The organism is Burkholderia sp. E168m22, assembly GCF_001319805.1.
Taxonomy (GTDB): Bacteria; Pseudomonadota; Gammaproteobacteria; order Burkholderiales; family Burkholderiaceae; genus Burkholderia; species Burkholderia orbicola.
The window spans coordinates 1-20,556 of sequence record NZ_BBSK01000141.1 but is presented as its reverse complement, the minus strand read 5'-3'; the positions used below and the strand labels follow the sequence as shown (position 1 = coordinate 20,556).

The following is a 20,556-nucleotide window of genomic DNA, read 5'->3' as shown; positions in this document are numbered from 1 at the left end:
GAACTCAACCCGGTCGACAACGAGCCGATGCCCGTCGAGGTCGAAGTGGACAACGACGCGATCGAACTATTGGCCGACGACAGCCCCGTCGATGTGGACGTCGACAGCGACGTCACCGCACTGTCGGTCGAACTCAGGCCGGTCGACAACGAGCTGATGCCGGTCGACGTCGACGTGGATAGCGATGTCACCGCGCTATTGGTCGAGCTCAGCCCCGTCGACAGCGAACTGATCCCGGTCGACGTCGAAGTCGACAACGACGTCACCGCGCTATTGGTCGAACTCAGCCCGGTCGACAGCGACGAAACCCCGGTCGACAGCGACGTGATGCTCGACGCCGTCGACGTCGACAATGAATCGAGCGCCGTATTCGTCGCGGCGAGTTGCGACCCGTTGATCGCGTCCGTACTCGACGAACTGATCCGCCCGGCCGCGACGTTGGTGATCTGGCGCTCGCTGCCCGCCTTACCGACACTGACGACGCTCGCCGGGTTGATACCGTTGAAGTTGTACGTGACGCCGCCGATGACCGCGCTGGCCGTCGGATTCGGCGCGGCCGTCGTCGATCCCGAGCCGAGCGCGACATCGTTTGCGTTGTTGGCCACGGCCGCCGCGCCGAACGCGACGGCGCCCGCCGCCGCTGCCGTCGACGTATTGCCGAGCGCCAGGGAACCCGTGCCCTGCGCGTTGTTGGTGTTGCCGATCGCTACCGCGCCGTCGCCGTTCGCGGTGTTGTTCGACCCCATCGTGACCGCGCCGGTGCCGATCGCGGTGCTCGGATCGCCGATCGCTACCGCGCCGTTGCCGCTCACCGTCTGGCCATAGCCCAGCGCGACGGCGCCGATACCGCCCAGCACCTTCGAGCCGTAACCGCCCGCGACCGAACCCGCGCCTGCCGCCGCGGCAACCGAGTTGGAATCGCCGATCGCCACGGTCGACGTCGCCGCCGCTACGCTGTTGATACCGACCGCCGTCGCATTCGTGGCCGATGCCGTCGCACCGGGCCCCAGCGCGCTGGAGGACACGCCGGTCGCCAGCGATAGATTGCCGAGCGCGGTCGCGAACTGCTGGGTCGCGGTCGACTGCACGCCCATCGCGATCGAACTGACGCCCGACGCATTGGCGTTCAGGCCGAAGGCCAGCGCCTGATCGGCGCCGGCATTCGTGTTCGAGCCCATCGCGATCGAACTCGTGCCGAGCGACTGCGTGCCCGACCCGGGCACGCCCGCGGTGCCGCCCCAGCCGATCGCGATCGACGCGGTGCCCTTCGCCCCGCTGTTCACCCCCATCGCCACGCCGGAATTCCCGGTCGTCAGCGCACCGCTGCCGACGGCCACGCCGGCCGCGCCCGAACTGGTCGACTGGTTGCCGAGCGCGACGGAACCCGTGTTCGTGGCATGCGACGCATAGCCGAGCGAGACGCTCTGCGCGCCCGCCGCGCTGGCACCGAGCCCCATCGCCGCCGCGTACTGGCCGGACGCCAGCGCGTTGTTGCCCAGCCCGACGGCGGAAACACCGGTCGCCGCCGCGCCGCTGCCCATCGCGACCGCGCCGCTTTGGGTCGCGCTCGACAGGTTGCCGATCGCGACCGAATAGTCGCCGGAACCGATCGCCTGCACACCGAGCGCCGAACTGTTGACGCCGGTCGCCTGCGAGTTGATGCCGACGGACGTCGAACCATCGCCCATCGCATGTGCGCCCGGGCCGAGCGCCGTGGCCGACAAACCCTGCGCCGTCGACAGGTTGCCGACCGCGGTGGAATTCTGCTGCGCGGCAGTCGAACCGAGGCCGATCGAGATCGCCGTCGTGCCGCCCGACGCGGTACCGCCATCCTGCGCGTATTGCGCATGCGCACTCGCATGGAACAACCCGAGACAAGCGGTCGCCGTCAGCACGGCCAGCCTCAACACCGAAGGCGCCGATGGTATGTCCGCGTGCGTCGCGGCTTCTCCGTGCGCTGCGCATTCCGGCGCGCGCGTCGACGACGCAACACGCTTGCCGCGTGCGCGGTCAAGCTCCGAAGCCGCAACCCAGGCCCCCAGTGCTTCGTTCCAGATCGACTTGAACGACTTGTTCATCTTGTGTTCCCTCGGTTCTCAAGTGCTGGATGACGCAACAGCGAACGCGGCGTCAGGCGAAGCGCGGACCCGCTCCGTTTTCGCCTGCCTCGCGCCGCCCGTCTCTCACTTCGCATTACTAATAAACACTACGAACAGCGTTGCCCGGCATGCTCGACCCACATCGCGAGTGCACGACCGACCGCCGCGCATGCCCGTTCGGCACGATGCGCGACGGCGAAAAAGCCGGCTATCGATTCACGGAAGTCGACATCGCCGGCCCGGCGGCGGCATGGCGCACGACGCGTCGCCATGCCGCACGCGCGCACGCCATCATTCCCGCCGAAGGACGACGTCGAATCTCATCGGAAAAGCGTCGCTCGGACGCTGGACGAACGGATGCCGGCCCGCATCGCGGGCGGCCCGTCATGTTTCATTCAGGCGGCGAAAGGCGCCATGTGGTCCCCGGATCTGAAGCATGCGCCGCCGGATCGCTGACGCTGACAGCCGGCGCCGGATCGATCGACCCGACGCCCTGACCTGCCACGCTTGTCGTATTCATATTTTTCGTATCCGCCTGATTCGATAGAGCACCGCGCGCGGCGCCCGGATCGATCAAACCACCCCGGCAGCCCACGCAAAGTCGCTCACCCCTTTCCGTTCGGCGCGCGACCGGTTTTTTCCGGAAATCCGGAAAAAACCGGCCTCTCGCCGCACGGCCCCGGCATCGAATTAATCGATCGAATTGACTTGACGATTTCTTCTCGCTCGATGCCCTGCCCTCAGCCCCATCCCGTCATTTCGCGATTCATCTTGTATATCGAACCTCGCCGCGAATCATGACGATTGCATTACCCTCGTGCCCGTTATCCTTTTGTTACTTCCATCCCATGATCCGGGAATTACATCGCTCAATGTGACATTGAATATCGACTGCCATGAAAGCGACGGCAACAGCAATTTTGGCGGCAACCGGAGCCGGCAAAAGAACCGATTCCAGCCGTGCCGGGGCTAGTTTGCAGGTATTCTCCCAAGCAAACCTTTTCCGCAGCGGAAAAACCCTTTTCCGGAGCGGACGACAGTTACATTCATACACATTTGCAGGAATCCGGATTTTATAGAAATGGAAATAGCCAAGCGGCATCGATGAAAGACTTAATCTTCATGACAATGAATTAGCAGATTCCATTTACGCCGCACCATCTAACGCTCGACACCTCGCGCATGAATTCATCATCCGGGCCATTCAAATTTCAAAAACCCCTCAACCGGAAATAAAGACCGGAATTTTATTAATCGATTCGGCACAATTTTCCGAAGCATCGACACTCCCGCCGCGCATCCGCCATGCCCCTGCGACAAGCCCACACGCGCCGCACGGAATCCTCACAATCGACGCTGTTGTCGACATATAATTTTTCGCAACAATCGTCCAGATTGCGATGCCGCCGACCTGACAGGCCCACTCCCTTCCAACGCGTTCGCAACCATGTCATCCCGCTTGCCCAGTTCGGCGTCGCCACGCACCACGCCGGATCTCGCTGGCGCCCATATCCTGATCGTCGACGACCGCCCGAACGACCTGCGGCTCCTGACCGAAATCCTGCGCACCGCGCGGTGCCGGATCAGCGTCGCGTTCGACGGGCTGCAGGCCTATCACCGCGCGCAGGCCATCGCGCCCGACCTGATCCTGATGGACGTCCGCATGCCGCGCATGGACGGTTTCGCCGCGAGCCGGCTGCTGGCGTCCACACCGTCGACGCAATCCATTCCGGTGATCATCCTGACGGCCGCCGGCGATCTCGAGGATCGCATCGCGGGGCTCGAAACGGGTGCGATCGACTACATCGTCAAGCCGTTCGAACCGGCGGAAGTCATCGCGCGAATCCGCAATCACCTGAAGCGCACGCGGCGCAGCCAGCCGTTCGCACACCTGCCCGATTTGCCCGACAATCCCGACGCCGCCCTCGTGCGCGCGGCGAGCGAGGTACTGCTGCGCGACCTGCGCCATCCGCCGGCGCTCGAGGATCTCGCGAAGCAGGTCGGCACGCACGAAAAGCGGCTGTCGCGCGTGTTCCGCGATCATCTCGGCCAGACCGTATTCGAATACCTGCGCGATACGCGGCTGCGCGCCGCGATGCACTTCCTGTCGGAAACGTCGATGGGCATCGGCGACATCGCCGAGGAAATCGGCTTTTCCACGCCCGGCAATTTCGCGACGGCATTCCGCGAACGCTTCGGCATCACGCCGTCCAACTGGCGGCGCCAGCGCCACGCGGTCGACGCGCCGGCCGCGCCGGGGGGGCACCACGGCGATGCGTAGGCACGACGCGGCATGGACGGCGGGATGTCGCGTGTTGCTCCTGCTGCTGGCGGCGCTGGCGGTCACGTGCGCGGCGGCCCGTGCCGCAACGGCGCCGAATCCCGCGCAACTCGAAGCGGTATCGGTTTTGGAGGACGCCGGCACGACGCTATCGGCCGACGAGGTCGCCGCGCGGTTCGCCGATCCGTCGCGTCACGCAGCCATCCCGGCCCGCACCGCGTTCAACGTGACGTTCTCGCGCTCGGCGTGGTGGGTCCGCGCGACGCTGATCAACCGCGACAGCGAGACGCGCCCGCTGGTGCTCGCGATTCGCGATGCGCGCGTCGACCAGGCCGATTTCTATGTCGGCCGGAACGGCCAGTGGATGCTCGATCGCAGCTTCCCGACCGATCGCGGCGACGCGCTCGATGCGCCGTCGCGCTACCCGACCCTCGACGTCTCGCTGCGCGCGGGCGAACAGCTGCCCGTGCTGATCCGCATCACGTCGCGCAAGGAAATGCGGCTCGCGCCGGTCGCGTTCACCCGCGACGGGTGGATCGCGCAGGAATTGCACGCGTCGATGTGGAACTTCGGGTTCTTCGGCGGGCTGCTCGCCCTCGTCTGGTGCGCGCTGCTGATCGGCTTTTTCTCGCGCAGCGGCGTATTCCACGTGCTGGCCGCGCTGACCCTGAACACCGCGCTGTTCGAAGCCGCGTATCGCGGCTATCTCGCGATGGCCCTGTCGCCCGCCGCGCGCGAGTGGTCGACGCGCGGCGAAACGATCTTCGCGTACCTGTCGGTCGCGTGCTTCATCGTCTTCATCCTGATGGTCGCGCACCGCGAGAAGGCCAGGATGCCGATGCGCGCGGTGTACGTGGTGTTTCTCGTGCTCGAATGCGTGGGGATCGCCGGCGCGGCGTTCGGCGATCTGGCGACCTTCGCGTGGTTCTGCCTGTGGCTGAACACCGTGCTCGCGATCGTCAACATCAGCCTCGCGCTGATGCTCGTGATCCGGCGCACGCCGACGGGCCGCGTGATGCTGATCGCGGTCGCGTTCGCGACGTTCAACATGCTGATCCGCATGCTCGACGGCCGCGATGCGCTGCCGCCCTTGCTGTCATGGATCCGGTCCGACGTCTTTCCGAACCCGGTCATCGCGATCATCGGGCTCGCGACGCACCTGCTGGTGCTGGCCGCGTGGATTCACCACGTGGGCCGGCAGCGCACCGAGGCACGCAAGCGGCTCGAACACTGGCAGCTCACCGAACAGGACCGGCTGCGCGACGAGGTCGCGCGGCGCACGGTGGCGCTCAACGACGCGTTGCAGCAGTCGAAGACGCACATGCAGCAGAAGATCGAGACGCTCGGCTATGTCAGCCACGACCTGCGCGCGCCGCTGTCGACGATCAACGGCTATGCGAAGCTGCTGCTGGAAGGCGCGACGCGCGGCCAAGCGCGGCTGATCCGGTCGATCGACCGCAGCATCCGCTACCAGCTCGCGCTGATCGACGAATTGCTCGCGTTCACGAAGGCCGAACTCCAGCCGCTCGGCGTCGCGCCCGACCGCACCGACCTGCCCGGGCTGCTGGACGACATCGGCCACTACGCGGTCGCGCTGTGCGCGCAGCAGGACAACCGGTTCGTCTACCGGCCGGTCACGGCGCTGCCGCGCACGGTGCTGATCGACGGCATCCGGCTGCAACAGGTATTGCTGAACCTGCTGTCCAACGCATCGAAATTCACGCGCAACGGTACGGTCACACTGTCGATCCACGCGTCGCGCGAAGGCGATGCATGGCGCCTGCTGTTCGAGGTCGCCGATACGGGCATCGGCATCGACATCACCACGACCACCGATATCTTCCGCGCGTACCAGCAGGTGCAGGCTGTGAACGGCGGCACCGGGCTCGGCCTGTTCATCGCGCAGCGCATCGTCACCGCGATGGGCGGCGAGCTGGCCGTCGCGAGCCAGCCGGGCGTCGGCACGACGTTCTCGTTCGCGGTCGTCGCGCCGGCCCTCGGCCATGCGCTCGCACCGGCGTCGGGGCTCGTCCGGCAGTTTCATCCCGCCGACGAAGCGGAGCCGGCACACGCGGCGCCGGCGATGCGCAGCCCGCCCGCCGACGCGCTCGCCGAGCTGATCGCGCTCGCCGGCGAAGGCCGGCTGACCGATATCGAGGAATGGCTCGGCCAGTACGTGGACAAGCCGGGCCATGCGCCGTTCGTGCAGGAAATGCGCGAGCACCTCGATGCGCTGGACCTGCACGCGATCGAAAAACTGGCCGGCTCGCTGAAACGCACGCGGGTCGCGGATACGCCCTTCGACACCGAGGCGGACGCGACCGGGCCGGCCTGACGGCGCGGCCCCACGCGCGGCCGGCAGGCGGCCGCCCGCATCATTCCATCGCGGTTCGCTCGCGCTGCCGATCAGCCAGCTCGACCACGCGGGCCAACCGAATGATGTCGGTCAAGCCGAATTCGCCGGCATCCGGGCGCGGGCGGCCGTGCTCGTCAGCCACGCGCATCGCGAACGCCAGCGCTTCCGAGCGCTCGCGCAGCAGCACCCGCAGCGCATCGGCCACGATCCGGCAGTCGCGCGCGTCGCCGAGATCGAGCAGCGGCCGACGGCCATGCTCGACGGCCAGCGCATCGGCCGCGCCCGCTGTCATGTCATCGCGCTTCATCTCGTTCTCCTCGCGCCAGGGTAGTCGGTCGCACTACGATCGCCGCATCGTCGATACCAGCCCGATGTCCTCCTTGGGCGGCGCCGGCCGCGCGGGCGCGGCAGCCTGAGTCGGCCGCTGCGCGCCGAGCCCGGTGCCGCCGGTGCGGCGCCGCGTCGCGTGCCGCTCGATCACCCGCTGCAGCACGCAGAACACGCACAGCAGCGCGCCGATCACGATCCGCGTCCACCACGAACTCAGCGTGCCGTCGAACGTGATCAGCACCTGGATCGTGCCGAGGATGCCGACCCCGAACACCGAACCGATCACGTACCCCACACCGCCCGTCAGCAGCGTGCCGCCGATCACGGTCGCGGCGATCGCGTCGAGTTCCATCCCCTGCGCCTGCAGCCCGTAGCCCGACAGCACGTACAGCGTGAACACCACGCCGCCGAGCGCCGAACAGAAGCCGCTCAGCGCGTAGACGCCGATCTTCGTGCGCGCGACCGGCAAGCCCATCAGCAGCGCCGAGCGTTCGTTGCCGCCGACCGCATAGACGTTGCGGCCGAAGCGCGTGAAGTGCGCGACGTAGATCGCGACGGCCAGCGTCGTGAGCGCGATCAGCGCACCGGCGCTCAGCATGCCGCCGCCGAGCGGCACGCTGATGCCCGCAATCGCGTGGAACGCCGGCGCGTTGATCGTGATCGACTGTGTCGTGATCAGGAAGCAGGCGCCGCGCGCGAGAAACATTCCGGCGAGCGTGACGATGAACGGCTGCAGCTTGAAGTAGTGGATCAGCGCGCCCATCGCCGCGCCGTACAGCGCGCCGAACGCGAGCACCAGCGGCACGATCACCCACACGGGCCAGTGCAGCCGTTCGGCGCCGACCGCGCAGAATATCGTTGTCAGCGCAACGACCGAGCCGACCGACAGGTCGATGCCGCCCGATACGATCACGAACGTCATCCCGATCGCGACGATCAGCAGGAACGCGTTGTCGACGAGCAGGCCGGTCAGCACCTGCATCGAGAAAAAGCCCGTGTACATCACGGACCCGAAGCCGAACAGCGCGGCGAACAGCACGATCGTCACGACGATCGGCAGCGTGCGCGGATCGGCGAGGCGGCCAAGGAAACGGTTCATCGCGGCGTCGCTCCGGTGGTGGTGGCGCGCGATCGCGCGGAAGGCAGCAGCCGCGACGCGTGCCGCACCAGCAGCGCGCGCGCCGCGTCCGACTGGATCAGCGTCACGACGATCACGACGACCGCCTTGACGACGAGCGTCGCCTCCGGCGGCACGCCGATCGAATAGGTCGTGTAGGTGAGCGTCTGGATGATCAGCGCGCCGAGCACCGAGCCCGCGAGGCTGAAGCGGCCGCCGAGTAGCGACGTGCCGCCGAGCGTCACCGCGAGGATCGCGTCGAGTTCGAGCAGCAGCCCCGCGTTGTTGCCGTCGGCGCTGCGCACGTTCGAGCTCGCGAGGATGCCCGCGAGCGCCGACATCACGCCCGAGCACAGATACACGCCGAACACGACCGCGCCCGAGCGCAGCCCGACGAGCCGCGTCGCGACCGGGTTCACGCCGATCGCGCGAATGAACAGCCCGAGCGCCGTACGGTTCACCAGCAGCGCGGTCGCGCCGATCGTCGCGAGCGCGATCCACACCGCGCACGGCACGGTCGCGAGATAGCCGCCGCCGAGCGCGAGGTAGCCGGGCGCGCCGATCGGGATGATCTGGCCGCCCGTCAGCAATTGCGCGACGCCGCGACCGGCCACCATCAGGATCAGCGTCGCGATGATCGGCTGCATCCCGACGAAGGCGACCAGCAGCCCGTTCCACGCACCGGCCAGCAGCCCGACGCCGAGCGCGGCGGCCAGCGCCGTGCCGACTTGCGACGGGTCCGCCTCGAGCACGGTCGCGGCCGCCGCGCCGGCGATCGCGACGATCGCGCCGACCGAGATGTCGATCCCGCGCGTCGCGATCACGAGCGTCATCCCGAGCGACACGATCACGAGCGGCGCCGCGCGGTTCAGGATGTCGATCGGCGCGCCGAACAGGTGGCCGTCGAGCAGCGCGATCGACAGGAAGCCGGGGCGATACGCGACATCCAGCGCGAACAGCAGCGCGAGCGTCAGCACCGGCCACGCGAGCGAATGACGAAACAGCGTGCGTAGCCACGTCATGACTGGCCTCCCGCGATCAACCGGTAAACCTGCTCCTCGGACGCATCGGCGCCGCTCAGCTCCGCGACCTTGCGCCGGTCGCGCAGCACCGCGATCCGGTGGCTCACGCGCACGACCTCGCTGATCTCCGACGAGATGAACAGGATCGCGAGCCCCTGCGCGCACAGCGCGAGCACGCGCTCCATGATGTCGAACTTCGCGGCGACGTCGATGCCGCGCGTCGGCTCGTCGAGAATCAGCAGCTTCGGGTCCGTCGCGAGCCAGCGCGCGAGCAGCACCTTCTGCTGGTTGCCGCCCGACAGCAGCCCGATCGGCTGCTCCGCGTCGCGCGCCTTGATGCCGAGCCGGGCGATGTACGTGTCGGCGATCTCGCGCTGTCGCGCCCGCCCGATCAGCCGCCACCAGCCGCGCCGCGCCTGCAGCGCGAGCACGATGTTCTCGCGGATCGACAGCGCGGCGACGATGCCCTCCTTCTTGCGATCTTCCGGGCAGTACGCGATGCCGCTGCGCACCGCGTCGTGCGGCGACGCGAGCCGCTTGCGCGCGCCGTCGATCTCGATCGCGCCGGTATCCGGGCGCGCGGCGGCGAACGCCAGTTGCGCGGTCTCGGTGCGGCCCGAGCCGAGCAGCCCGGCCAGCCCGACGATCTCGCCAGGGCGCACGTCGAGATCGAGCGCGCTCATCATCCCGCGCCGGCCGACCTGCTGCATCGACAGGAACGGCGCGGCGGTCGCGGTGTCACGCTCGACCGCCGCGGCGCCCGCCTGCAGCGTCTCGGACATGCGCTCGCGGCCGGTCATCTTCGCGACCAGCACGTCGACCGGCAGGTCGCGCGCGAGGTACTCGCCTTCGCGCTCGCCGTTGCGCATCACGGTGATGCGGTCGGACACCGCATAGGTCTGCTCGAGAAAATGCGTGACGAACAGGATCGCGATGCCCGACGCCTTCAGCCGGTGCAGCACGTCGAACAGGCGCGCGACCTCGCCGTCGTCGAGGCTCGAGGTCGGTTCGTCGAGAATCAGCACGCGCGCGTCGACCGACACCGCACGCGCGATCGCGACCATCTGCTGCACCGCGATCGGATACGAATCGAGCGAACGCGTGACGTCGAGCGCCAGGTCGAGTTCGGCGAGCGCGTCGCGCGAGCGCGCATGGATCGTCTTCCAGTCGATCGCGCCGCGCCGCATCGGCTGCCGGCCCGCGAAGATGTTCTCCGCGACCGACAGGTTCGCGCACAGGTTCACTTCCTGGTAGAGCGTCTGGATGCCGGCCGCCTCGGCCTCGCGCGGCGCGGCGAAATTCACCGGCGCGCCGCCGACGCGAATCTCGCCCGCATCGTGCGCGTGCACGCCGGTGAGCACGTTGATCAGCGTCGACTTGCCCGCGCCGTTCTGGCCCATCAGTGCGTGGATCTCGCCCGGAAACAACCGGAAGTCCACGCGCTGCAGCGCGCTGACGCCCGGAAACGACTTGTCGATGCCGATCATCTCGACCACCGGCGGACTCTGCATGCAGCCTCCCTCGAAGCGTCGCCGGACGGCGGCCGCGAGGCCGCCGTCCGGGCGGACAGGTCAGTACTTGCGGGTCGGCAGCACCTGCGCCGCGACGTTCATCGGGAACACCGTCTCGTTGGTCACGATGCGCTTGGGCAACTGCTTGCCGGCGACGACGTCCTTCACCGCGGTCATCAGCTGCGGGCCGAGCAGCGGGCTGCATTCGACGTCGACGTTGATCTTGCCCGCGACCATCGCCTGGAAGCCGCCCTTGGTCGCGTCGAACGACACGACGCTCACGTCCTTGCCGGGCTTGATGCCGGCTTCTTCCATCGCCTGGATCGCGCCGAGCGCCATGTCGTCGTTGTGCGCATAGACGACGTTGATCTGCTTGCCGTAGGTCTTCGCGAACGCTTCCATCACCTGCTTGCCGCCGGCGAGCGTGAAGTCGCCGCTCTGCGACGCGATCACCTTGAATTTCGGATTGTTCTTGATCACTTCGAGCAGGCCCGCGCGGCGGTCGTTGGCCGGCGCGGAGCCGACCGTGCCCTGCAATTCGACGATGTTGATCGGGCCTGCGTCGTTCTTGTAGCGCTCTTCCAGCCAGTGGCCGGCGCGCCGCCCTTCCTCGAGGAAGTCGGAGCCGATCATCGTCACGTACAGCGACGGGTCCTTCACGTCGACCCCGCGGTCGGTCAGGATCACCGGGATATGCGCGGCCTTCGCTTCGGTCAGCACCGGCTCCCAGCCCGATTCGACGACCGGCGAGAACGCGATCACGTCGACCTTCTGCGCGATGAACGAGCGGATCGCGCGAATCTGGTTCTCCTGCTTCTGCTGGGCGTCGGAAAACTTCAGGTTGATGCCGGCGTCCTTCGCCGCGCCCTTCACCGATACGGTATTCGCGGTGCGCCAGGCGCTTTCCGCGCCGACTTGCGAGAACCCGAGCGTGATCGGCTTTTGCTGCGCGTGCGCGCCGCCTGCCAGCACCGTCGCCGCGGCGACGATCGCGCCGGCCGCCAGCTTCCTGATGAATGTCATGGTCCGTCTCCGATGATGTCGTTGTGTGCCGCGGCGCTGTTGTGTTTCTGCGTGGCGCTGGCGCGGATCGGGCTGCGCCGGCCGGCGTGGGCAGCCGGCGCGGTATACATGCCCCGCATCAGTCTAGAAACAAGTCCGATAACCTTCCAATGAAATATTGGATTGAGCCGATGTCGAAATCGGCATACGTATAAACACCTAAGCGCGAGACCCCGCGGGCGCGGCGTCACGGCGCGCCGGCCGCCTTGAACGGAGGCCGGATATCGACGGAGACGAAAGCATCAGCGCATCACGCCCTTGGCGCGCAGTTCACGGCCGACACGTACGATTTCGCGCTCGCCTTCCGCCAGCGCGGCGGCGCTCGTATGCACCGAGTAGGCGCCCAGATGAAGATCGTGCGGATGCGGAATCGCGGTACCGACCACGAAGCGCGCGTCGGTCACGGCCTCGAATTCGATCGGCGCATCGGACGCGTCGAACACGACCAGCTCGCCCCGTCCGACCGGGTCCGGCGTGCGCAGGCGGCCGTCCATCACGGCGGTCCAGCCGACCCGGTAGCCCTGCGGCGGCCGGCAGGTCCAGCGCTCGCCCGCCGCCAACTGCACGACGACGTAGTTGATGCCCGGCGGCGCATCGACCGGGCTGACCGCGTCGCCGTGGCGGCCGAGCAGCACGCGGGCCGGCCCGTCCGTCGGGATGTCGTCGATCGACAGGTGCTGACTGAACGCCGGCGCCAGCTCGCGCCCCGGCGGCAACGCCACCCACAGCTGGAACGCCTTGACCGGCGGCACCACGGAACCCGTATGCCAGACGCCGCGCCCCGCGCTCATCCATTCGATGTCGCCGGCCCCCATCGGGCCTTCGTGGCCCGTCGATTCCACGTAGGTGCCGTGCCCGTCGATCATGAGCGTCAGCGTGGCGATGCCCGAATGCGGATGCCAGCCGAAGGCCGGCTTGCCGAGCGGCGCCCGCGTATCGATCAGGTCGAGGAACACGAACGGCTTGATCATCTCGCCGACGTCGGACGGGCTGACCATGCGGACGACCGGCCCGTGCGCGTGGCCGCGCGTGCGGAACACGACATGACGGCCGGCGACGGTGGTCGAGGTAACGGAATCGAGGGTATTCAACATGGGTTCTCCGGTGGCCGGTAGCCGGCGTATTGCGTCAGGCGGCGAGGGCCGCCGCGGCTTCCTTCGCCGATGCAATCGCGTCCGTGCGCTTGTCCGGCCCCATCGCGACGCCTTCGGCACGAATGAACGTGATGTCGGTGATGCCGATGAACGCGAACGCATCTTTCAGATAGGTTTCCTGATGATCGAGCGACGCCACCGGCGACCCTGCGCTGTACACGCCGCCGCGCGACGATGCGATGACCAGTTTCTTGCCGCCGCACAGGCCTTCCGGTCCGTTCTCGTCGTAGCGGAAGGTCTTGCCGGCCACCAGGATGCGGTCGATCCACGCCTTCAGTTGCGACGGGATGCCGAAGTTGTACATCGGCGCGCCGACCACCACGATATCCGCGGCGAGGAACGTGTCGAGCGCGTGCTGGCCGGTGTCGACGTCCGCCTTCAGCGCGTCGTCGACCGGCGCGCCTTGCGCGGCGGCAAGGTGTTCGGCGGCCAGATGGCCGAGCGGCGTGGCGGCGAGGTCGAGGTGCGTGACCGTGAGGCCGGGATCGCGGGCGCGGAAGCGGGCGACGATTTCCGCCGACAGTTCGCGGCTGACCGAGCCCTGGCCGAGGATGCTCGAATCGATGTGCAGCAGTTTCATGCAGGTTCTCCTTGAGACGGATGGATTCGCCGGTAGCGTGAGACCAGTATGGAGATCGATTCGGCTTTACACTAGATGGATAAACAGGATTTTATTAATCCATTTTTGGAGTAATCCCATGCTCGATCTGAATGATCTCGCGCTGTTCGTCCAGGTCGTCCGCGCCGGCAGCTTTTCGGAGGCCGCACGACGCCTGCGCATGCCGGCCAATACGCTGAGCCGGCGCATCGACCAGTTCGAAGGGCACATCGGCACGCGCCTGCTGCATCGCTCGACCCGCAAGCTAGCGCCGAGCACCGAGGGCCTGGCGCTGTTCGAGCGCTACGCGCCGGCACTCGACCGGATCTTCGAGATCGAGCGGCAGCATGCCGACGGGCAGGAACCGGCCGGAACCGTGCGCGTGGCGGCGATGGCCGGCCTGTTCGAAGTGATCAAGCTGGAATGGCTGGCCGAGTTCTACGCGCGCTATCCGCGCATCAGCATCGACTTCCTGCTCGACGACACGCCGTCCGACCTGATCGCCGAGCGCATCGACCTCGCACTGCGCATCGGCATCGAGACCGGCGGCAGCTTCCGCGTGCGCCGGATCGCGCCGGGCACGATGATCCTCGCCGCCAGCCCCGCTTATCTCGAACGACGCGGCACGCCGCGCACGCCGCGCGAGCTGGCCGACCACGATTGCCTGACGGTGTCGAGCCGCCAGGGACGCAGCATGTGGCGCCTGCAGGGGCCGCGCGGCACGCAGGAGATTTCGATCGACAGCCGTTTCTCGGTCAACGACATGCGCGTGGTCATGCAGGCCTGTCTCGCTGGCCTCGGCATCGCGCTGGTGCCGCAGGTGCTCGCCGCGGCGGCGATCGACGAAGGCAAGCTGGCGCGCGTGCTGCCGGCCTACCAACGCTCCGGCGCCGGGCTCGGGCTGCAGCTCGTCTATACGAGCCGCCCGCCGCTGCCACCCGCGGTCACGGCCGTGGCCGAGTTTCTGCTGGAGAAGCTCGACCAGGGGATGTCGAAGTGTCCCGAGCCCGCGGCCGGCCGATGACGTTTCGTCGTCGCCGCGAACGGCATTTTCTTGCCGCTCCGCCGTCGCGTCGTACGGCCGGCCGGCGCACGATTCTTGCTCCCGTTCCGCGACGACCGCTCATGCCGTGCTGCAGGTCGCCGTCCGGGCCCATTACGAACAAGGGAGCAAACACATGACCGCAGCCCAGGAGCACGGGTCGCCATCCGTCGCTATCGCTATCGCCGTCAACCGGCACACGCGCGCATGAAGCAGCCCGCTTCGAGCACGGCCGCGGCGCTGCGCCACGTCGACGACCGCCAACCCGGCTACACGCGCCGCCGCCTGCGCAACGGCTTCGCGTATTACGCGCAGGACGGCACGCGGATTCGCGATGCCGCGGAAATCGCCCGCATCGACGCGCTGGCGATTCCACCTGCCTACACCGACGTATGGATCTGCGCCGACCCGCTCGGCCACTTGCAGGCGACGGGCCGCGACGCGCGCGGCCGCAAGCAGTATCGCTATCACCCGCAGTGGCGGGAAACGCGCGATGCGAACAAGTACGCACGGATGGCCGCGTTCGCGCGGGCGCTGCCGCGCATCCGCGCGCGCGTGACGCGCGATCTGGCGTTGCCGGGCATGCCGCGCGACAAGGTCGTCGCGACGATCGTCCGCTTGCTCGACACGACGCTCGCGCGGATCGGCAACGCGGAATACGCGCGCGAAAACGGCTCGTACGGGCTGACGACGCTGCGCAAGCGCCATTTGAAGATCCAGCCCGGCCAGGTGCGGCTGCGCTTCGCCGGCAAGAGCGGGATCGAACACGACGTGACGGTCGACGACGCGCGGGTCGCGCGGATCGTGCGGCGCTGCGCGGAGCTGCCCGGGCACGAGCTGTTCCAGTATGTGGACGACGACGGCGTGCGCCATCCGGTCGGGTCGTCCGACGTGAACGACTACCTGCGCGAGGCCGGCGGCGCCGATTTCACCGCGAAGGATTACCGGACCTGGGCCGGCAGCGTGCACGCGCTCGGGTTGCTGCGGCGCATCGAGCATCGCGGCGTCACGCATGCCCGCAAGCAGATCGTCGAGACCGTGCGCGCGGTGGCCGAGCTGCTGCGCAACACGCCGGCCGTGTGCCGGCGCTGCTACATCCATCCGGCCGTGCTCGACGCGTTCGAGGCGGGCACGCTCGCCGCGCTGGCGGTCCGGCGTACGCCGCGCGGCCTGCGCGCGGACGAAGCGGCATTCGTCGCGTTGCTGGTATCCGCGCGCCGGCGCACGGCGAGATGACCGCCCACGCCGCGCGTTCGCTTCCCGAGGCCACGCGCGACCGACACCGCTCCCTGCGTGTCGTTTACCACCGGGTTCCGGGCGCATGACCGATAGCCGCTCCCGCCCGTTTCTCTAAACTGGTTCGCACAACACACCTGCCCGGTGTCGTCCGCCGCGCGCGTCACGCCACCGGCATCGAGGCATCCCCGAGACATCCGCCTTCGCTGTCCGTCGGCCCGCGTGCCCCCGGCCGCATTCCCGCCGGCCGCGCCGCCAAGGCAACTCCAGGAGAGAACATTGAGCCCGTCGCAAGCGCGCCCCGCGAAAACCCGGTCTTCGCGCCAGTCCATCAAGCTGGATGACATCACGATCGTCGACCCGGCCGTCCTCAAGCGCGCGGTCGGCGCGATGGCGTTCGGCAACGCGATGGAATGGTTCGACTTCGGCGTCTACAGCTATATCGCCGTCACGCTCGGCAAGGTGTTCTTCCCGTCCAGCAGCCCGTCCGCGCAGTTGCTGGCCACCTTCGGCACGTTCGCGGCCGCGTTCCTCGTGCGCCCGCTCGGCGGCATGGTGTTCGGCCCGCTCGGCGATCGGATCGGCCGCCAGCGCGTGCTCGCCGCGACGATGATCATGATGGCCGTCGGCACCTTCGCGATCGGCCTGATCCCGAGCTATGCGTCGATCGGCATCATGGCCCCGATCCTGCTGCTCGTCGCGCGGCTCGTGCAGGGCTTCTCGACCGGCGGCGAGTACGGCGGCGCGGCCACCTTCATCGCCGAGTTCGCGACCGACAGGCGCCGCGGCTTCATGGGCAGCTTCCTCGAGTTCGGCACGCTGATCGGCTATACGCTCGGCGCGGCCACGGTCGCGCTGCTGACGGCCACGCTGTCGCAGGAAACGCTGCTGTCGTGGGGCTGGCGCGTGCCGTTCTTCATCGCCGGCCCGCTCGGCCTCGTCGGCCTCTACGTGCGGCTCAAGCTGGAGGAAACGCCGGCCTTCAAAAAGGAAGCCGAAGCGCGCGAAGCGGACGAACGCGCGCGGCCGAAGCAGCGCTTCGCGACGCTGCTCGTCGAACAGTGGAAGCCGCTGCTGCAATGCGTCGGTCTCGTGCTGATCTTCAACGTGACCGACTACATGGCGCTGTCGTACCTGCCGAGCTACCTGTCGGCGACGCTGCACGTGCGCGAATCGCACGGGCTCTTCATGGTGCTGCTCGTGATGGTGCTGATGATGCCGATGACGCTGTACGCCGGGCACCTGTCGGACAAGGTCGGCCGCAAGCCGGTGATGATGGCCGGCTGCGTGGGCCTGCTCGCGCTGTCGGTGCCGGCGCTGATGCTGATCCGCACCGGCGGCACGCTGCCGATCTTCGGCGGGATGCTGATCTACGGCGTCCTGCTGTCGACGTTCACGGGCGTGATGCCGTCGGCGCTGCCCGCGCTGTTCCCGACGCGGATTCGCTACGGCGCGCTCGCGATCGGCTTCAACGTGTCGGTGTCGCTGTTCGGCGGCACGACGCCGCTCGTCACCGCGTGGCTGGTCGATCGCACCGGCGACCTGATGATGCCCGCCTACTACCTGATGGGTGCGTCGTTCATCGGCATCGTGTCGGTGCTCGCGCTGCGCGAGACCGCGCGTCAGCCGCTGCCCGGCTCCGGGCCGTGCGTGGCGAGCCGCGCGGAAGCATTGAACCTCGTACGCGGCGGCGCCGACGAAGCGCGTGTGCGCGACCGGAAGTTCACGCCGGTCAGCGAGCGTGCGTGACGCAGGTCGATGCGACGCCGCGCGGGCGTCGCCGTTCGCGTGACCGTCAGTTCGACGGCAGTTGCTGCGCGTCGAACCAGTCGAGCAGCGTGCGCGTGACGAACGCGGGATTCTCCAGGTTCGAAATATGGCCGGCGTCGGGCACCAGCGCATGTGCGCAGCCGATCACGCTCGCCATCTTCACAGTTTCCGACGGCGGCCGCGCCATGTCGCCCGCGCCGCACATCAGCAGCGTGCGCGCGGCATCGAGTTCGCCGACGGTCGCGAGCGTGTCGGACCGGCCGAAGATCAGCCGGCCGAGCGGCGCGATCGATTGCCGCAGCCGGTCGGCGGGCAGGTTCGCGAGCGCTTCGCGAAACGCGGTCGGCACCGGGTCGTCGAGATCGACGTCCGGCCGGAAGAACAGCGGCACGATCGCGTCGAGCAGCGGCGGCGCGATGCGGCCCGCGGCCTCGATCGCATCGAGCATTCCGAAGTAGCGGGCACGCGTCGCATCGGGTTCCGCTTCGAGCGACGCGTCCATGATCACGAGCGAGCGCACGCGCCGCGGCTCGCGCAACGCGAGGCGTGCGCCCCACATGCCGCCCACGCTGAGTCCGACGATCGCGCACTGGTCGATCTCCAGCGCATCGAGCAGCGCGCTCGCCTGCGTGGCGAGATCGTCGAGCGTATGCGTGCCGTCCGGCAGCGCGCCCGATTCGCCATGCCCCCACAGGTCCGGCGCGATCACGCGATACCCGCGCGACAGCGCGTCGATCTGCGGCGCCCACATCGTCGCGTCCCACAGATAGCTGTGCCCGAGCAGCACCGGAAACCCGGCGCCGTGATCGAGGTAATGCAGGGTACTGCCTTGAATGCCGTGTACGGGCATGCTGTCTCCGGGATGTCAGGACTCGGCGGTGGCCCGGAGGCGCGCCGCGGTCGGCGGCGTTCTGCGACGAACGCGAAGCGGCGCATCATCGCACAGGTTGCAGGTGCCGCGCATGACGCCGCGCACGACGCATCCGCCGCGCCGCGCTATCCGACGCGATACATCGGCAGCACGTTGCTGCCGGCCGTGTCCTGCTCCGACGCGAGCGGCTGGCACGCTTGTTCGAGCAGCCAGTTGGTCAGCACCGCGATATCGAATTCGTTGCACGCATCGGGGTTCTGCACGAGCACGTAGCTGCCCGATGCAACGGTGCAATGCGGGAACAGCTCGACGAGCCGCCCCTGCTTCAGCAGCCCGTCGACCAGCGGCCGCCTGCCGATCGCGATGCCGTGCCCGTCGACGGCGGCCTGGACCAGTTGATCGTACTGGCTGAAGTGCAGCGCCCCGGCCGGCCGCAGCCGCGGCACGCCGAGCGCCTTCAGCAGATGGCTCCAGCCGTGCCACGGCCATTCGCCGCGCGGGTCGTCGAGATGCAGCAGCACGTGCTTGTCGAGGTCGGCCGGCTGCATCGACGCGGCGTCACCCGCCGCCGTCATCAGGCTCGGGCTGCACACCGCCACGACACGCTCGCGAAACAGCACGTCGGTATCGTCGGTCGACGTATACGGGCCGGCGTAGCGCACGGCCAGGTGCAAACGTTTGCGTTTAAGATCTTCAATTTCGCTCGTGGCCGACACGCGCACGTCGATGTCCGGATAGCTGGCGCGGAACGAACCGAGGCGCGGAATCAGCCACAGCGCCGCGAACGAGACGGTGGTCGACAACGAGATCGAACGCTGGCCGACACTCGACGACAGCTTGCCGACCACCGATTCCAGATCGGACAACGCGAACGAGATCGCGTCGTACAACTCACGCCCCTTGTCGGTCAGCGTCAGGGAACGAATATGCCGGTGAAAGAGCTCGATCCGGAGCTGCTCTTCGAGCGCCTTGACCTGGCGACTCACGGCCGATTGCGTGACGTTGAGCTCCTGCCCCGCACGCGTGAAACTCAAATGGCGCGCCGCGCATTCGAAGCCTCTCAGGAAATCCAGCGAAGGCAAACTTCTCAATCGCTTTGCCAATCTCACATTAGCCATACCGCCGCCTCAAAGTTGCACCCCTCGACAGATAAGTTGCCGTTCGTCTCCCTGTACCGTTTCTCCTATCTGGATTCGGAAACGATTTTATCTTGAAGCATGGTTACATATCATTCTTATTTTCAATCATGACACTCGTATTTATCTATCGATTTTCATCGCATCAATATGCTTACACCAACATTATCGAGTAGTGATTTTGTAAATTAATATGCGAACGAATCGAGCATACCAAAATGGTTGATAAATTCTCGTAAAAACAGGCGATTTCCGGCAAAGTTCGACGTTATCACGCCGATTTCACCGTCATGACAGAGGCCGCGCCCAATGCCTACAATTCAATTTCAACCAGCCGACTTTTCACCGAATTTCCCGGATTGCGAAAAACAAACAGTCAGCAACAGACATGCAAAATGCCGCTTTAATCCGGGAACGAATGTTTATTAAAAAATACTAAACGGATGAATTTTGATCTCGTCATGCGTTTCAAGAAATGGATGAGTCGATTATTTCCGGAAATGAATAATCCGCCGGCCGGCAACGCCGGTCGGCATGCATCGGGTTCGCCCGTCGGCCGGAATTCGGCCCGCGCCGCGCGACAACGGAACGTGTCGACCCGCTACGCGTGGTCCACCCCACCATTCGCCCGCGCGGTCACTTCGCGGCGATAGCGGTTCAGCTCCTGCGCGGTCGCGAACGTGCGCTCGAACAGGATCGACAGGTTGTGCAGAATCCGCTCGACGACCTTCTTCTCCCATTCGCCGTCGAAACGGATCTGCTCGTCGAGCCAGCGCTCGAGCCATGCCGGGTCCGGCAGGCGCGACTGCACGGTGTCGCGCGGGAACAGCGCCTGGTTCACGTGCAGGTTGGTCGGGTGCAGCGGCTTCTCGGTGCGGCGCGCCGACGCCATCAGCACGCCGATCTTCGCGAAGGCGGCACGCGCGACGTCGCCGCAGTCGTTCAGCGCTTTCTTCATATAGCGCAGGTAC

16 protein-coding genes and 1 pseudogene are annotated in these 20,556 nt (G+C 67.3%); 6 read left to right on the top strand and 11 right to left on the bottom strand.

From position 1 onward, the window contains the following. Window positions 1-2,078 (bottom strand): ESPR-type extended signal peptide-containing protein (locus tag AP428_RS31450; protein WP_269434035.1); only part of this gene is annotated, 2,078 nt, incomplete at its 3' end. Window positions 2,079-2,227: 149 nt separating this feature from the next. Between AP428_RS31450 and AP428_RS36355 the strand changes: the two genes are divergently transcribed. The 3 genes from AP428_RS36355 to AP428_RS31435 all read left to right on the top strand — a co-directional run bounded on the left by AP428_RS36355 (window position 2,228) and on the right by AP428_RS31435 (window position 6,715). Then, window positions 2,228-2,596, top strand: coding sequence for a hypothetical protein (locus AP428_RS36355; RefSeq protein ID WP_227745891.1), 369 nt, complete (start codon window positions 2,228-2,230; stop codon window positions 2,594-2,596). A 950-nt stretch (window positions 2,597-3,546) separates the two neighbouring features. Then, on the top strand, window positions 3,547-4,380 hold the full coding sequence (locus AP428_RS31440; protein ID WP_054928622.1) for a response regulator: 834 nt from the start codon (window positions 3,547-3,549) through the stop codon (window positions 4,378-4,380). Next, window positions 4,373-6,715, top strand: a complete 2,343-nt coding sequence (locus AP428_RS31435; protein ID WP_054928621.1) for a sensor histidine kinase — start codon at window positions 4,373-4,375, stop codon at window positions 6,713-6,715. The genes AP428_RS31440 and AP428_RS31435 overlap by 8 nt, the downstream gene beginning before the upstream one ends. 40 nt (window positions 6,716-6,755) lie before the next feature. Here AP428_RS31435 and AP428_RS31430 read toward each other — a convergent pair whose 3' ends face one another. From AP428_RS31430 to AP428_RS31400, 7 genes are all read right to left on the bottom strand, one after another. Next, on the bottom strand, window positions 6,756-7,043 hold the full coding sequence (locus AP428_RS31430; RefSeq protein ID WP_054928620.1) for a hypothetical protein: 288 nt from the start codon (window positions 7,041-7,043) through the stop codon (window positions 6,756-6,758). 33 nt (window positions 7,044-7,076) lie between these two features. Then, the gene (gene yjfF / locus AP428_RS31425) at window positions 7,077-8,165 is read right to left on the bottom strand and encodes a galactofuranose ABC transporter, permease protein YjfF (protein WP_054928619.1); all 1,089 of its coding nucleotides are present in this window, start codon (window positions 8,163-8,165) and stop codon (window positions 7,077-7,079) included. Continuing rightward, window positions 8,162-9,205 carry an ABC transporter permease gene (locus AP428_RS31420; protein WP_054928618.1) on the bottom strand — a complete coding sequence of 348 codons (1,044 nt, stop codon included), beginning with the start codon at window positions 9,203-9,205 and terminating at the stop codon, window positions 8,162-8,164. The genes yjfF and AP428_RS31420 overlap by 4 nt, the downstream gene beginning before the upstream one ends. Then, window positions 9,202-10,716: a sugar ABC transporter ATP-binding protein gene (locus AP428_RS31415; RefSeq protein WP_054928617.1), complete on the bottom strand. Its 1,515-nt coding sequence runs from the start codon at window positions 10,714-10,716 to the stop codon at window positions 9,202-9,204. The genes AP428_RS31420 and AP428_RS31415 overlap by 4 nt, the downstream gene beginning before the upstream one ends. 60 nt (window positions 10,717-10,776) lie before the next feature. Then, a complete protein-coding gene (locus AP428_RS31410) occupies window positions 10,777-11,739 on the bottom strand; it encodes an ABC transporter substrate-binding protein (protein ID WP_006481192.1) in 963 nt (320 codons plus the stop codon). A gap of 281 nt (window positions 11,740-12,020) precedes the next feature. Continuing rightward, window positions 12,021-12,872, bottom strand: coding sequence for a pirin family protein (locus AP428_RS31405; protein ID WP_054928616.1), 852 nt, complete (start codon window positions 12,870-12,872; stop codon window positions 12,021-12,023). Between the two features lie 34 nt (window positions 12,873-12,906). Next, window positions 12,907-13,512, bottom strand: a complete 606-nt coding sequence (locus tag AP428_RS31400) for an FMN-dependent NADH-azoreductase (protein WP_054928615.1) — start codon at window positions 13,510-13,512, stop codon at window positions 12,907-12,909. A gap of 118 nt (window positions 13,513-13,630) precedes the next feature. Between AP428_RS31400 and AP428_RS31395 the strand changes: the two genes are divergently transcribed. From AP428_RS31395 to proP, 3 genes are all read left to right on the top strand, one after another. Further along, the gene (locus AP428_RS31395; RefSeq protein WP_054928614.1) at window positions 13,631-14,554 is read left to right on the top strand and encodes a LysR family transcriptional regulator; all 924 of its coding nucleotides are present in this window, start codon (window positions 13,631-13,633) and stop codon (window positions 14,552-14,554) included. Window positions 14,555-14,779: 225 nt separating this feature from the next. Continuing rightward, window positions 14,780-15,808 (top strand): DNA topoisomerase IB, encoded by a 1,029-nt coding sequence (locus tag AP428_RS31390; RefSeq protein ID WP_012336997.1) that lies wholly within the window; start codon window positions 14,780-14,782, stop codon window positions 15,806-15,808. A gap of 279 nt (window positions 15,809-16,087) precedes the next feature. After that, window positions 16,088-17,557, top strand: coding sequence for a glycine betaine/L-proline transporter ProP (gene proP, locus AP428_RS31385; RefSeq protein WP_011549182.1), 1,470 nt, complete (start codon window positions 16,088-16,090; stop codon window positions 17,555-17,557). Between the two features lie 46 nt (window positions 17,558-17,603). On the opposite strand, the gene AP428_RS31380 is transcribed toward proP, so the two are convergent. The 3 genes and pseudogenes from AP428_RS31380 to AP428_RS31370 form a co-directional block, all read right to left on the bottom strand. Then, on the bottom strand, window positions 17,604-18,428 hold the full coding sequence (locus AP428_RS31380) for an alpha/beta fold hydrolase (protein ID WP_054928613.1): 825 nt from the start codon (window positions 18,426-18,428) through the stop codon (window positions 17,604-17,606). Window positions 18,429-18,574: 146 nt separating this feature from the next. Then, window positions 18,575-19,567 carry a LysR substrate-binding domain-containing protein gene (locus tag AP428_RS31375; protein ID WP_006481185.1) on the bottom strand — a complete coding sequence of 331 codons (993 nt, stop codon included), beginning with the start codon at window positions 19,565-19,567 and terminating at the stop codon, window positions 18,575-18,577. 619 nt (window positions 19,568-20,186) lie between these two features. Beyond that, window positions 20,187-20,556: pseudogene (locus tag AP428_RS31370) on the bottom strand (ferritin-like domain-containing protein); the annotation flags it as partial.